The sequence below is a fragment of the Tardiphaga sp. genome, from assembly GCF_044340795.1.
Classification (GTDB): domain Bacteria; phylum Pseudomonadota; class Alphaproteobacteria; order Rhizobiales; family Xanthobacteraceae; genus Tardiphaga.
On the sequence record NZ_JBIISY010000042.1, the window covers coordinates 20756 to 35069 of the forward strand.

Consider the following 14314-nt stretch of genomic DNA (forward strand, 5'->3'; position numbering starts at 1 on the left):
CGCAGGCGGTGCCTTTGCCGCCCAAAAGTTTAGACGGGCCGACGCTTGATGCGCCAGACTGTGATGCCGACCGAGACCCGCTTGGGGACACCGATGCGAAGCTTCCGCTTCGTGCGGTTTTCCACGCGGCTCTCCCACGCGGCACGGCGCGACGGTGAGCGTTTCGGCCTTCCCCTCACCCCAGAATCAGGTGGACCCTCGCGTCACCCGGCCGCGCCAGACGCGCTTGCCGCCACGCGTGCACTCCGCCGCCATGAGTCGTCCCATGCCAAACAAAATGTTGATCGATGCGACGCATCCCGAGGAGACCCGGGTCGTCGTCGTTCGCGGCAATCGCGTCGAGGAATTTGATTTCGAGACCGCGCAGCGCAAGCAGCTCCGCGGCAACATCTACCTCGCCAAGGTCACCCGCGTTGAGCCGTCGCTGCAGGCCGCCTTCATCGAATATGGCGGCAACCGCCATGGCTTCCTCGCTTTCAGCGAAATCCATCCGGATTACTACCAGATCCCGACGGCCGACCGTCTGGCTCTGATCGAGGCCGACGAAGCCGCCCATCGCGAAGCCGAGGAAGAGAGCGAGAAGCGCTCGAACCGCCGCCGCTCGCGTCACCGCAATTCGCGCCGCCGTGACCGTGGCGAGCGCGTGCGCAGCCAGGTGGTGGAAGGTGCCGCCATCGATCCGTCCCAGGCCGAACAGCCCGGCGAGGATTTCCAGGGCTGGGTGCCGGCACGCTTCGATGCGGCTGACCGTGTCGCCGAAGCGCCGGTGGCGACCGAAGCGCCGGTGGCGGCCGATGCGCCCGAGATCGCAATGTCCGAGCCTGTGGTCACTGAGACCCAGACCGAGCAGCCTGCGAATGAGGTTCCTACCCAGCCGGTCACGACTGAAGCCAGCGAGCCCGCCGCAGCCGTAGCGCAAGCCGACGAGCTAGCCGAGCAGACTGTCGTTGCCGCGAGTGCCGAACACCCCGTCGAAGCCAGCGCCGACAACGCCGCCCCGCATGACGACCACACCGATGGTGAACATGCCGAAGGCGACGATGCCGAGGACGACGAGGAAGAAGACGAGGACGACGAGGAAGAGGCCGAAGAGGATCAGGTCGAATCCGTCGGTGGCGACGATGTGCTGGAAGAAGTGCCGGAGCGTTCGTTCCGTCCGCGCCGCCAGTACAAGATCCAGGAAGTCATCAAGCGCCGCCAGGTGATGCTGGTGCAGGTGGTCAAGGAAGAGCGCGGCAACAAGGGCGCGGCTCTGACGACTTACCTCTCCCTCGCCGGCCGCTACGCCGTCCTGATGCCGAACACCGCCCGTGGCGGCGGTATCTCGCGAAAAATCACGTCGGCGCAGGATCGTTCGCGCCTGAAGGAAGTGGTGTCGGATCTGGACGTGCCGGAAGGGATGGGCATCATCCTGCGCACCGCCGGTGCCTCGCGCACCAAGCCGGAAATCAAGCGCGACTTCGAATATCTGATCCGGATGTGGGAAACCGTCCGCGATATGACGCTGAAGTCGCAGGCGCCGACCCTCGTTTACGAGGAAGGCTCGCTGATCAAGCGCTCGCTGCGCGATCTCTACAACAAGGAGATCGAGGAAATTCAGGTCGCCGGTGAAGCCGGCTACCAGGAAGCGCGCGACTTCATGCATATGCTGATGCCGAGCAACACGCGCGCCGTGAAGATGTATCGCGACGGCCAGCCGCTGTTCTCGCGCATGGGCGTGGAGAGCCAGCTCGACGCCATGTTCACGCCGACCGTGCAACTGCGCTCGGGCGGCTACATCGTCATCAACCAGACCGAAGCCCTCGTCTCCATCGACGTGAACTCGGGTCGTTCGACCCGCGAGCATCACATCGAGGACACCGCGCTGAAGACCAATCTCGAGGCGGCCGAGGAAGTCGCGCGCCAGCTCCGGCTGCGCGATCTCGCCGGCCTGATCGTGATCGACTTCATCGACATGGACGAGAAGCGCAACAACCGCGCGGTCGAACGCAAGATGAGCGACTGCCTGCGCCAGGATCGCGCACGCATCCAGGTCGGCCGCATCTCGCATTTCGGCCTGCTCGAAATGTCGCGCCAGCGCATCCGCGCCAGCGTGCTGGAAAGCTCCACCGAGGTCTGCGCGCATTGCGGTGGCACCGGTCACGTCCGCTCGGTCTCCTCGGTCGCGCTGCAGCTTTTGCGCGGCGTCGAGGAAGTCCTCATGAAGGGCGCGACGCATAATCTTGTCGTGCGCACCCGCACCGATGTCGCCCTCTATGTGCTGAACCACAAGCGCGGCCACCTGCGCGACCTTGAAGAAAGCTTCCAGGTCACCATCGCGGTCCTTGCCGATGCCCATGTCACCGGCCAGCAGTCCTATGTGATCGACCGCGGCGAACAGATCCACACGCTGGAGGCTGCCAAGGCCCTGCTCGCCTCCCAGCTCGCCAATCTGCCGCCGCCGCCCGAGGAAGAGCCCTTCGACGACGAAGAGCTGTTCGAGACGGAAGCCGAAGTCGAGACCGAAGAGACCGAAGGTCTCACGGATGAGGAAGGCACCGAGGCATCGAGCGATGGCGAAGGTGGCGATCGCAAGCGCCGTCGTCGTCGCCGTCGTCGTGGCCGCAACGGTGAAGGCCGCGAAGGCACCGAGGCCAATGACGTCCAGGTGAGCGACACCCAGGTGATGACCGACGGCGCCATCGAAGCCGTTTCCACCAGCGACGATGCTGAAGGTGAGGACGACGAGGCCGATGATCAGCCGCGCGAAGCCCGCGGGGAAGACGGTGCCGATGGCGAGCGCCGTCCGCGTCGTAGAGGTCGCCGTGGTGGCCGCCGCCGCCGTGGTGGCGAGCGCGGTGAAGGCAATGAGGAAGGTCTCGCCGGCTCGATCGCCGACGAACTCGCCGGCCCCTCGGAGTCCGAAGCCAGCACTGCCGTTGCCGATCTCGAAGGCGGCAATAACGGTCATGGCGAACAGCCGAGCGTCGAAGCGCAGCCAACTGCAGTTCAGCCAGTCGAAACGCCCAAGCGCGACCATGACTCGGTGCCGATGTTCGCGCCGGCCGAGCCGACGCCAGCAGCCGCATCAGCTCCCGTCGCTGCAGCGCCCGAGCCCGCCCAGGACGACGACAAGCCTGCCCGCCGCCGTTCCACGGTGCGCGAAAAGGTGAGCTTCGCGAGCGCAGCCCCTGCGATCGAGCCGGAAGCAGTATCGCCTACGGTTGCTGCTGAAGCGCCCGCTCCGGTCGCTGCGCCGGTGACCCCACCGGCGTCGACGCCAGATGCGCCTGCCGCACCGCGCAAGGCCGGCTGGTGGTCCCGCGCCTTCGGTGGTGGCGAGAGCTGATATCGTAGCCCGGATGGAGCGCAGCGAAATCCGGGGATGTCGAACCAATTGAAACGCCGGCCCCGGATTGCGCTGCGCTCCATCCGGGCTACGGACAAGCAAAAAAGCCGCCCGGCAAATCGGGCGGCTTTCTCATTTCAGCATTGGACTTCGTATCACCCCGTCGTAATCGCCGTCTCGACATCCGACGGATCGACGTCCTGGTTCAGCCTGGCGTGCATCGTTTCCTTGTCGAGCTCGCCTTCCCACCACGACACGAACACGGCAGCGATGCCGTTGCCGGTGATGTTGGTGAGCGCGCGGACCTCGCTCATGAATTTGTCGATGGAGAACACGATCGCCATGCCCGGCACCAGGCGCGGATCGACCACGGCCAGTGTCGCCGCCAGCGTGATGAAGCCTGCGCCGGTGACGCCCGAGGCGCCCTTCGAGGTCAGCATCGCCACGATCAGGATCGTGATCTGCTGGCCGAACGACAGCTCCACGCCGAGCGCCTGGGCGATGAACAGCGTCGCCAGCGTCATGTAGATATTGGTGCCGTCGAGATTGAACGAATAGCCGGTCGGGACCACGAGGCCGACCACCGACTTCGAACAGCCCAGACGCTGCAGTTTCTCCATCAACTGCGGCAGCGCGCTTTCCGACGACGACGTGCCGAGCACGATCAGGAGCTCATCCTTGATGTAGCGGATGAACTTGAAGATGTTGAAGCCGACGATACGGGCGATCAGGCCGAGCACCACCACCACAAACAGCAGCGCGGTCCCGTAGAACAGCAGGATCAGGCTGAAAAGATTGGTCAGCGCGGCCGGGCCGAATTTGCCAATGGTGTAGGCCATGGCACCGAATGCACCGATCGGCGCCGCCTTCATGACGATGGCGATGACCCCGAACACTGCATGCGACGTCTCGTCGATCATGTCGCGGAGTTTGTGGCCGCGCTCGCCGAGCGCCATCAGCGCGAAACCGAACAGGATCGCGAACAGCAGTACCTGCAGGATGTCGCCCTTGGCAAAGGCGCCGACCACGCTGTCCGGAATGATGTTGAGCACGAAGTCGACCGACTTCTGTGCTTCCGCCTGCTTGACGTAGCCCGCGACCGCCGTGTTTGTGGGATCGACCTTTGCCGTGAGGCCATGGCCGACCTGGAATAGGTTGCCCATGATCAGGCCGAGGACCAGCGCGAAAGTCGAGACGATCTCGAAATAAATCAGCGCCTTGATCCCGACGCGGCCGACCTTCTTGGCGTCCTGGATATGGGCGATGCCCGACACCACGGTGCAGAAGATGATCGGCGCGATCACCATCTTGATCAGCTTGATGAAACCGTCGCCGAGGGCCTTGATCCAGTCATTGTGGCGAATTTCGGCTCCAGCCAGCCCACGAGCACGCCGATGACGATGGCGATCAGCACCTGGATATAAAGGACCTTGTACCAGGGCTTGTTCGCCTCTGAGGCGCCCAGAGGTGGCGCCGCGGTAGTCATCGACATCGAACGTTTTCTCCCAGTTCGTCGCAAAAACTGGGGGTCCTTACACGCAATAATGTCGCACCCGCAACCCGCCATACGGAATTTAATATCCAACAGGCGAGACATTGGTCGAATACACGCCTAGTTGCTGCGACGGCCCGCCGCACCATAAGCGAGAGGAATGAGCAGCGCGCCGATCGCATTCTTCAAAAGTGCACCGGCCAGGAACGGCGTCACGCCGACGATCAGCGCCTTGCCGAACCCGAGCCCGACGCCGAACGCGAGCCAGGCCCATCCCATTGAAAGAATGATGAAATGGCCGATCGCCATGGCCAGGAACAGCCAGCCGACCGAGCGATCCCAGCCGCGCTCGGCAAGCCAGCCGGTGGTGAAGGCCGCGACGACGAAGCCGAACAGGAAGCCCGCGGTGGCGCCGAACAGCGGCTTTAAACCGCCGGTCGGGCCGGCAAAGACCGGCAATCCGCAAGCGCCGACAAGGAGATAGAGGACCAGCGTCGCCGTCCCCAGCCGCCAGCCATAGGCGGCTCCGATCATCAGCACCACCAGCGTCTGCAGCGTCACCGGGACGAAGGGCAGTTGCAGATTCACCTTGGCCGAAACGGCCAGCAGGACGACGCCGGCAACCGCAAGCACGGCCGCGCGCCGCAAGGTGGCCGCTGGTTTGCCGCTGGAGGGCCACAAGACGCCGGCGATGGGAGATTGTGAAGTCATGATCAGGCCAGCCATTTGCAGATGCGCGTCACCGCATCCTGCATCTCCGCGCTCGAGCGCGCATAAGAGAAGCGGATGAAGGACTTGCCGTGGAACGGATCGAAATCGGCGCCCGGCGTCACGGCCACATGGGCCTGTTCGAGCATCTGTTTGGCGAACTCAAAACTGTCTTTCGTGAAGTTCGAGACATCCGCATAAAGATAGAATGCACCGTCGGCCGGGAGGAATTTGGTGAGGCCGCCTTGCGGCAACCCGGTGGTCAGAATGCGGCGGTTCTCCTGGTAGCCGTGCTTGATCTCCTCCATCTCCGCCGCCCCGTCGAACGCCGCCTCGGCCGCGATCTGCGACAGGGTCGGAACCGAGATGGACAGATTCTGCTGCAAACGTTCCATGGCGCGAACAAGCGACGGCGGCACCACCATCCAGCCGACCCGCCACCCGGTCATGCAGAAGTATTTCGAGAACGAGTTGATGACGAGCGCATTGGGCGACAGCTCGGCCGCGGTCACGGCCGGGAATGCATAGTCGAGGCCGTGATAGATCTCGTCGGAGATGAAGCGGATGCCTTCGCTTTCGGCCGCGGCAATCAGGCCCGAAAGCGCTTCACGCGACATCATGGTGCCGGTGGGATTCGCAGGGCTGGCGACCAGCACGCCCTTCAGCGGCTTCTTGCGATGCTCGGCAAGCAGCGCTTCGCCGGTGAGCGCATGGCGCGTCTCTTCATGGGTCTCGATCAGCACCGGTTCGCAACCGAGCGCGGTGAGGATGTGCCGGTACGGCGGATAGCCGGGTGCGGCGATGGCGACGCGGTCGCCAGGCTCGAACAGTGCGAGAAATGCGAGAATGAAGGCGCCGGACGAGCCCGTGGTCACCACGATCTGTTCGGGGTCCACATCGCACTTGTAGGTGTCACGATAATGCCGTGCGATGCGGGCGCGCAGTGACGGCGTGCCGAGGGCGGCGGTATACTCCACCTGCCCGCGCGCCAGCGCGTCCTGCGCCGCCTTGATCGCCGTCTGCGGCGCGGGTGCCGCGGGCTGGCCGACTTCCATATGGATCACATGGCCGCCGGCCGCCTCGATGCGGGCGGCTGCGGCCATCACGTCCATCACCATGAAGGAGGGAACATCGCTGCGTCCGGACGCCGCAAGCAGGTGATGGGCGCGGGCACGGAGGATCGTCTCGGACATCGAATAAAGCCTGGAAATCTGCTATCTGCGCGGCGACCGTCATGTTGCTGCAAGCGGGCACGCCGCGCTCCCGCCGCAATGGTGAACTGTACCGGTCTATCGCGAATTCGAACCCCGGCCAATGATGAAAGACCCGCATCTCCAGCCCAGAATTGCCGCAAGCCGGCTGTTTTCCAGGCTGACCGCCCTCGTCACCGCTGCCGCTATCACGCTGACGCCGATGGCCGCCAGCGCCCAGCAAGGCGGCATGCGCCTGCTCCGCGACGCCGAGATCGAGCAGCTGCTGCGCGACTATACGCGCCCGATCCTGCGCGCGGCCGGGATGGAAAAGCAGAACATCCAGATCGTCATCATCAACAATGCGAGCTTCAACGCCTTCGTCGCCGACGGCCGCCGCATCTTCGTCAATCACGGCGCGCTGATGCAGTCGCAGACGCCGAACCAGCTGATCGGCGTGCTGGCGCACGAGACCGCTCACCTCGCCGGTGGCCATCTGTCAAAGCTGCGCCAGCGGCTGGCGGAAGCGCAGACCTCGATGATCGTCGCGATGCTGCTCGGCGTCGGCGCCATGGCGGCCGGCGCGCGCGGCGGCAGCGCCAACAACAATATGGGCAATATCGGTGCTGCGGCGATCGCCGCGCCGCAGGCGATGCTGATGAACACGATGCTGGCCTATCAGCGCCAGCACGAGGAGAATGCCGACCGCGCAGGCGTCGGTTTCCTCAACAAGACCGGGCAATCGTCCAAGGGCATGTATGAGACGTTCCAGCGGTTCTCGTCCGACAGCCTGTTCGCGTCGCGCGGCAGCGATCCCTATATGATGTCGCATCCGATGCCGCGCGAGCGTGTGGCAGCCCTCGAGGGCCTCGCCAAGTCGAGCCCCTATTGGGACAAGAAGGACGATCCGGCGCTGGTGCTGCGCCACGAACTGATGCGCGCAAAAACCTCGGGCTTCATGGAGCAGCGCGACACGGTGATCCGGCGCTATCCGCCCTCCGACACCAGCCTGCCCGCGCAATATGCCCGCGCCATCTCCACCTATCGCCACGGCGATCTCACCGTCGCCGTCGGGCTGATCGACCAGCTGATCAAGGCGCAGCCGAACAATCCGTATTTCTACGAGCTGCGCGGCCAGGCGCTGCTCGAAGGCGGCAAGCCCAATGAAGCCATCGCGCCGCTGCGCCGCGCGGTGCAGCTGGCCGGCAAGGCGCCGCTGATCGAGATGATGCTCGGCCAGGCGCTGATCGCCTCGGGCAACAATGCCTATACCGACGAAGCCATCCGCATCCTCAAGGGCGCTATCGCAAGAGAAGGCGAAGCGCCCGCCGGCTATCAGCAGCTCGCCATGGCCTATGGCCGCAAGGGCGAACTCGCGGAAGCGGACCTCGCCTCGGCGCAGGCGGCATTTTTGCGCGGTGACAACAAGACTGCGCGCGATCTGGCGTCACGTGCGAAAGCGCGATTTGCAGTGGGCACGCCGGGATGGGTGAAGGCTGATGATATCATTGCGGCGAAGGTGGCGGGGAAGAACTGATGCCGAGACCGTAGGATGGGTTGAGCGAAGCGATACCCATCACCACCAGCGCCTGGCCGTGATGGGTATCGCTCCGGCGCTGCGCGCCTGCGCTCAACCCATCCTACGATCGCTCGCCATAGCTGCTCGTCGTATCCGAAACATCACCTGCCCAATGCACCGGATAAATCCCGCGCCCGACAAAACGGTGGAACGACGAATACGGCCAGTCGCTTACACGCGCCACATGGCCATGCTTCACCGGATTGAAATGGATGTAATCGACGTGGCGTTCGTAGTCGCGCTCGTCGCGGATCGTGTGCTCCCAAAAGCGGCGTTGCCAGATGCCGCGTTCGCCTCTGATCGTGCGGCTCCGCGACACCTCTTCGCTCGCGACGACATGCCGGGAGAACCAAGCCTTGATCAGCCGCCAGCGGCTCGCGAAATCTGCATCACCGTCCGGCAGGGTCCAGATCGCATGAAGATGATCGGGCAGCACCACGATCGCATCGGTCACGAAAGGATGGCCGCAACGGGTCTCGCGAAATGCCGCGCGCAAGTCATCGGCATGATCCGTGAGCAAGCGTCGGCGCCGATCGGCCAGATTGACCGTGAAGAAGAAGCAGCCTCCCGGGACGAAGTTGCGGCGATAACCCGTCACATGCAGCCCCCCTCGAGAAATTTGTAGGGGGATTGTAGCATCAATTGACCTGCTTAGGATGGGTTGAGCGCAGCGATACCCATCGCGGCCGGGCGCTTGTGGTGATGGGTATCGCTGCGCTCAACCCATCCTACGACGGTGTACGGCTAGCCTGCCGGCGTGCGCCTCACCAGATAACGCTGTATGCCTTCCATCACCAGTTTCGACGCCTGGTTATGAACCGTGGACGTGATGCCGATCACACCGGTGGTGCGGTTCGGTGCAAGCTCCGTGATTTCCAGCGCGGGATACAGCGTGTCGCCGCTATAGACCGGCAGCAGGAAGCGCGACGACTGGTCGAGAAAACCGATCAGGCTGTCTTCCACCATGAACGGAAAATCGCCGGCACCTGCCGCGGTCTGGATCAGGATCTGGTAGCCATGCGCCAACATGTGCGGCATGCCGCGGCGGCGGCAGTATTCGACATCATAGTGGACGGGATGGTTGTCGCCGCTGGCGCCCTGGAACGCCAGGAACAGCGCGTCGGTCATGGTACGGCTCGGCAAGACAAAACGCTCGCCGAGCTTGAAATCATCGAACCAGCGATTGGCGTGCCGCCGGTGAAGGTCGGGATCGAATAGTGTCGACATCGCTATTCCCTCTTTGCCTTCTCCGGCGGAATGATGATCGCGGGCGTTACTGCACCACGGGCCCGAGGCTGCCGGCGAGTTCCGCCCAGACCGGCGCTTCCTCCTTGTAGATCTTCTGGCTGGCAGCAACCGTCATCGCCGCTTCGTCGATGCCCTGCTTCTTGAGCATCTCCTGGATGCGATCGGTCTTGCCGGCCGCGACCATCAGTTCGGACAGTTTTGTCACGATCTCCTGCGGCGTGCCGGCGGGAGCAACGCAGCCCTGGAAGGTCATCAGCTCGGTGGCGCGCGAGGTCAGGCCCTGCTCCTTGAAGGTCGCCACATCCGGCAGCGACGGGATGCGACGACGCGAGGTGGCGATGGTCTTGATCTTGCCGGCATCGAGCAACGGCATGGCCGAGACATAGGTGCCGATGCCGGCATCGATGGCCTGCCCGGCGAGATCGGAGAACATCGGCGCCTCGCCGCGATAGTGAACGGCTTCCATGTTGAGGCCGTATTGCTTGTTGAGTTCGGCGACCACGATATGCGCATAGGAGCCGGCGGCATAGGTGCCGATATTCACCTTGCCGGACTTCTTCGCATAGTCGATGAATTCAGGCAGCGTCTTCGCGGCAATCTTCTCATTGACGAACAGCGGCACGCTGCCGCTCGGCATCATCGAGATCATCGCAAAATCCTTCAGCGGATCGTAGCGGATGTCCTTCATCAGCACGGGGTTGAGCATGAAGGTGGTGGTGTTGGTGATCATCAGCGTGTGGCCATCGGGCGCCGAGCGCTTGAGTTCGACAGCTGCAAGCGCGCCGCCGGCGCCGGTCTTGTTCTCGATCACCACGGTTTGCCCGACTTCGCGCGAGATGTAATCGCCATAGGCGCGGGAGAATTGATCGGTCTGGCCCCCGGCCGCGAAGCCTGCAAGGATGCGGATCGGCTTGGTCGGCCATGTGTTGGCGCGCACCAGCGACGGCGCGCAGAGCAGAGCTGCGGCACCCGCGCCTGCTGTCATCAAACGGCGCCGAGTGAGCAAAGCCGTGGTCGTCATGGTCATCCTCCCGATCTCAAGAACGTTCTTGCTTGCAAGAATCTGCGCACCGCTTGCCACGACAGAACCGTGAAGAAAAGACGCGCCGTCGTCGCCATGGCTGCAATGCGATCGCGCATTCCATGTGGCGAGAGATCTCGCTCAGAGGTCGTATTGCAGCGTAGGGTGGGTTGAGCGCAGCGATACCCATCACCGCATGCACTGGCGTTTGTGGCGATGGATATCGCTCCGGCACCATCGCGCCTGCGCTCAACCCATCCTACGTGCAGCGCATCACTTCATCGCAAGCGTGTCTGACGATGACATTCCGACAACGCCATCGTTCATGTTTGCTTATGACTCCACTGGTACTGCGCTCCTGACATTGATCAACGGGAGCTCCCTCATGAAGCGTCGCGATTTCCTGCTCTCTGCCACTGCATTCGGATTTGCCGCGCCTTCCCTGTTCAAGGCGGCGGTGCTGCCCGTACAGGCGCAGGACGCGGCGCCAGCCGGTGCACGCATCGTGCGCGCCGCGGTGTTTCCCGCGATCGGCTTCTCGCGCGTCGGCAATGGCGACAGCTGGTTCCTCGCCCCTGAAGTTCCCGGCCTGATGACCGAGCCGGACGGCGGCTTCAAGCAGAGCCCGAACCGCATCAAGAAGCAGGTGCAGCGTTTCCGCGTCTATGGCTATGACGATCAGGGCCGCGTGGTGCGCGAGCTCGGCGCGGCCGATGGCCTGCGCTGGACCGTCCACACCGCCAATAGCAAGGCTGCCTGGTACGGCTATTCCAATGCGATGGATGGCGGCACCGATGCGCCCGGCATTCCTAACCCGCTGCGCAACGCCGATATCCCGCATGCCCAGCGCGAGGAGATGCTGGTCATCAATGCCGGCCCGGTCAGCATCGACGGCGCATCGAAGAACGGCGACGGCCGCGACAATGCGTTCCGCATGGCCGGCCAGTTCTGGAAGACGATTCCGGTGACGCTCGGTCATCTGCGCACCGACGACAATGGCCGCCTGCTGGTGTTCCCCGGCGATGGTGTGTCCAACACCGCCGTGCCGCAGAACCCGGTGCGCGACTTCACCAACAATGACGGCTGGCACGACGACTGGGCCGATGGCTGGGTGAAGGCGACCGTCCGTGTCGATGGCAAGGATGTGGAATGCGAGTCCGCCTGGGTGGTGTGCTGCGGTCCGAAATTCGCGCCGCAGATCGAGCCGATCGTCAGCCTCTATGACGCCGCTCGCGAGGCGATGATCACCTCCGGCCACATCAAGCTGTCGACCGGCCCGGTCTCGTTCCGTCAGGACGTGCTGCCGGTGCTGCGTCGCGCCGGCATGATGCAGTGGGTCGCGCAGGCCTCCTATCTCAGCAAGGCGTGGAGCGATCTCGACGACCTCAGCGATATCGGCGTGATCCGGACGCTGTCCGATCCGTCCGAGAAGGCGCGGCCGATGCGCGAGAAGGTGCTTGCCGCGTTCCGCAAGCCCGGCGGCGGTGACCAGCGCGCCAATGCCCTTCCGCCAATGCTTGGCGACGGCGTCAATTTCCCAGGCAGTCCGGTCGGCTGGCTGACGCTCACCGCGACCCAATATGCGCTGCTGGCGCGCTGGGCCAAGGGCGAGTTCGCAAGCGACTTCGACGACAAGGCCGCCGATGCCATCACCAGGCTCGACGACCTGCCGCTGTCGCAGCGGCCGGAGGCCCTGACCCGCGCGGCGCTCGACGCCTGTTCCGGCGGCGCCTTCCATCCCGGCGTCGAGATCACCTGGCCGGTGCGCCATGCCGCGCTGTATCGCCCGGTCAATGAGACGCCGCTGCCGTTCCGCATCGCCATCTCGAAGCGCAAGAGCCTGGTGCAGGATGTCGGCTTCCAGCTCAATCCGCAGAACGTCTTTGCCGGCCATCCGACCCGGCGCGACGACGGCGCGCCGGTGGGCCCGCAGGCGCCGGGCGACCTCACCCGCTGGATGGGCGTGCCATGGCAGGGCGACGCCTTCAGCTGCCAGTCGGTGCTGACCGCGGAAGGTTTCCCGACGCCGGTCTGGTGGCCTGCGCTGCTGCCGGTGGATGTCCTGCCGGAAGGTTTTTACACGCAGATGATGCGTGCCGATCTGTCGGCCGAAGAACGCATGCGCTTCTATCACGCACGCGTGGCGTGGTCGCGCGGCGCTGCCGGCACCGGCCTGCATGTGGAGGCCGGCTATACCGACGGCCTGCGCCGCATGATCGAATTGTGGACGCAGATGGGTGTGGTGGTGCGCCGCCCCGCGCCGACAGATCTGCCGGGGCTGCCGAAGGACGTCTATGTCGAGGTGCAGCGCGGCCATATGTCTCTCGGCACGAACAAGAAGCCGATCTGACCGGGCATGCACGACGTCGTGATCCTTGGCGCAGGCATGGCCGGCATGGCCTGCGCCCGCCGGTTGATGCTGCGCGGCGTTCGGCCGCTCGTGATCGCGCCCGGACATGACGTCGCCAGCCGCGGCGAGACGCTGTCGTTCCGCGCCGAGCCGGTGCTCGATGAACTCGGATGGATGGACCTGCTCGATGCCGACACGGCACTGCCTTGCGCGGGCCGCTATTCGCTGTGGGGCAGCGCGGCGTTGCGCCGCGACGACCAGCAGGAGCAATCGGGCTGGCATGTCGATCGCGCGAGGCTCGAAGCACGGATGACCGCGACGCTTGACGGCGTTGCGCGACTTCGTGGTGAAGCCAGGCGACTGTCGCACGCCCCCACGCATGTCACCATCGATCTTGCCGACGGCAGCTCGATCGATACGAAACAGGTGATCGACTGCACCGGCCGCGCAGCCGTCACCGCGGGATCGCAGGCGCCGCTGCGGCGCAACGACCGCCTCGTGGCGACCTATTGCTCCTTTGCGCTCGACGACGACAGCGACATGCTGGCAGCCACCCTGGTGGAAGCCGTCCAGGATGGCTGGTGGTACATGACCGCGATGCCGGGCGGCCGCAGCCTGCTGTGCTTCTTCACCGACTCCGACCTGCTGCCCGCCGGCCTGCGCAAGGATGCTGGCCTGTGGGCGCAGATGGTATCGCGGACGACGGCAACGGCGGCGCGCCTCGACAGCCTCGGCCTCGATCCCGGCAATGTCGAGCTGTCATTCGCCGCGGCAAACACCGCGGCGCAGGTCACGATGGTCGAGCCGCGCGTGATCCGCGCCGGCGATGCGGCCACGGCGCAGGATCCGCTGGGATCGAACGGATTGGCGACGGCGCTGTGGAGCGGCCTGCAGGCCGCCGACAGCGTCATGGCACTGCGCGACGACGACGACAGCGTCGCCGCCCGCTACGAGCAGCGCTTCCTCGAAGGCATCGAGTCGTTCCTTGCCACCCAGCACGCGATGTATGCCGCCGAGCGGCGTTTCAGCGATGCGCCATTCTGGCAGCGGCGGCACGCTTCACCGGTTTTCACCCCGCCCGACTGACCGTCGCGCATCATCCCAGCAACGAGGTTGCCATGTTGTCTTCCCTGCGTCTTGCCCTTCTGACGTCCGCCCTGCTCGTCTTCGCAACAGCGGTGCATGCCGAGAACGTCAAGATCATCCCGCCGGTCAAGGGCGGCATCGTGCCGGGCGGCACGTGGAGCGTCGGCGCCCGCGCCGGTGACTTCATCTTTGTCGGCGGCATGCGCGGCGTCGATCCCGCGACCAACAAGCTGGTCGAGGGCGACGAGGCGCGCATCCGGCAGATGTTCACCAACATGAAGCAGGTGGCCGAGGCCGAAGGCGCGACATTGC

10 protein-coding genes and 1 pseudogene are annotated in these 14314 nt (G+C 64.7%); 5 read left to right on the forward strand and 6 right to left on the reverse strand.

What is annotated here, in order from left to right; translation table 11 throughout:
- Positions 1 to 265: 265 nt before the first annotated feature.
- Positions 266 to 3328, forward strand: coding sequence for an Rne/Rng family ribonuclease (locus ACIQ17_RS09525; protein WP_398467789.1), 3063 nt, complete (start codon positions 266 to 268; stop codon positions 3326 to 3328).
- Positions 3329 to 3483: 155 nt separating this feature from the next.
- On the opposite strand, the pseudogene dctA reads toward ACIQ17_RS09525, so the two are convergent.
- The 3 genes and pseudogenes from dctA to ACIQ17_RS09540 form a co-directional block, all read right to left on the reverse strand.
- Positions 3484 to 4820, reverse strand: a pseudogene (dctA, locus tag ACIQ17_RS09530) (C4-dicarboxylate transporter DctA).
- 120 nt (positions 4821 to 4940) lie between these two features.
- Positions 4941 to 5531, reverse strand: coding sequence for a biotin transporter BioY (locus tag ACIQ17_RS09535; RefSeq protein WP_398467791.1), 591 nt, complete (start codon positions 5529 to 5531; stop codon positions 4941 to 4943).
- Positions 5532 to 5533: 2 nt separating this feature from the next.
- On the reverse strand, positions 5534 to 6721 hold the full coding sequence (locus ACIQ17_RS09540) for a pyridoxal phosphate-dependent aminotransferase (RefSeq protein ID WP_398467793.1): 1188 nt from the start codon (positions 6719 to 6721) through the stop codon (positions 5534 to 5536).
- Positions 6722 to 6842: 121 nt separating this feature from the next.
- On the opposite strand from ACIQ17_RS09540, the gene ACIQ17_RS09545 reads away from it, so the two are divergent.
- Complete coding sequence (locus tag ACIQ17_RS09545) at positions 6843 to 8255, forward strand: M48 family metalloprotease (protein ID WP_398467795.1); 1413 nt, start codon at positions 6843 to 6845, stop codon at positions 8253 to 8255.
- 103 nt (positions 8256 to 8358) lie between these two features.
- On the opposite strand, the gene ACIQ17_RS09550 is transcribed toward ACIQ17_RS09545, so the two are convergent.
- The 3 genes from ACIQ17_RS09550 to ACIQ17_RS09560 form a co-directional block, all read right to left on the reverse strand.
- On the reverse strand, positions 8359 to 8895 hold the full coding sequence (locus tag ACIQ17_RS09550) for an REP-associated tyrosine transposase (RefSeq protein WP_398467797.1): 537 nt from the start codon (positions 8893 to 8895) through the stop codon (positions 8359 to 8361).
- A 146-nt stretch (positions 8896 to 9041) separates the two neighbouring features.
- Positions 9042 to 9524, reverse strand: a complete 483-nt coding sequence (locus ACIQ17_RS09555; RefSeq protein WP_398467799.1) for a MaoC family dehydratase — start codon at positions 9522 to 9524, stop codon at positions 9042 to 9044.
- A gap of 46 nt (positions 9525 to 9570) precedes the next feature.
- Positions 9571 to 10566, reverse strand: a complete 996-nt coding sequence (locus ACIQ17_RS09560) for a tripartite tricarboxylate transporter substrate binding protein (RefSeq protein WP_398467801.1) — start codon at positions 10564 to 10566, stop codon at positions 9571 to 9573.
- 385 nt (positions 10567 to 10951) lie between these two features.
- Between ACIQ17_RS09560 and goxA the strand changes: the two genes are divergently transcribed.
- From goxA to ACIQ17_RS09575, 3 genes are all read left to right on the forward strand, one after another.
- Positions 10952 to 12916, forward strand: coding sequence for a CTQ-dependent glycine oxidase GoxA (gene goxA / locus ACIQ17_RS09565; protein ID WP_398467803.1), 1965 nt, complete (start codon positions 10952 to 10954; stop codon positions 12914 to 12916).
- Positions 12917 to 12922: 6 nt separating this feature from the next.
- Positions 12923 to 14002 (forward strand): NAD(P)/FAD-dependent oxidoreductase, encoded by a 1080-nt coding sequence (locus ACIQ17_RS09570; RefSeq protein ID WP_398467805.1) that lies wholly within the window; start codon positions 12923 to 12925, stop codon positions 14000 to 14002.
- Positions 14003 to 14034: 32 nt separating this feature from the next.
- Positions 14035 to 14314, forward strand: a 280-nt coding sequence (locus ACIQ17_RS09575; protein WP_398467807.1) for a RidA family protein, incomplete at its 3' end; no start/stop codon positions are given.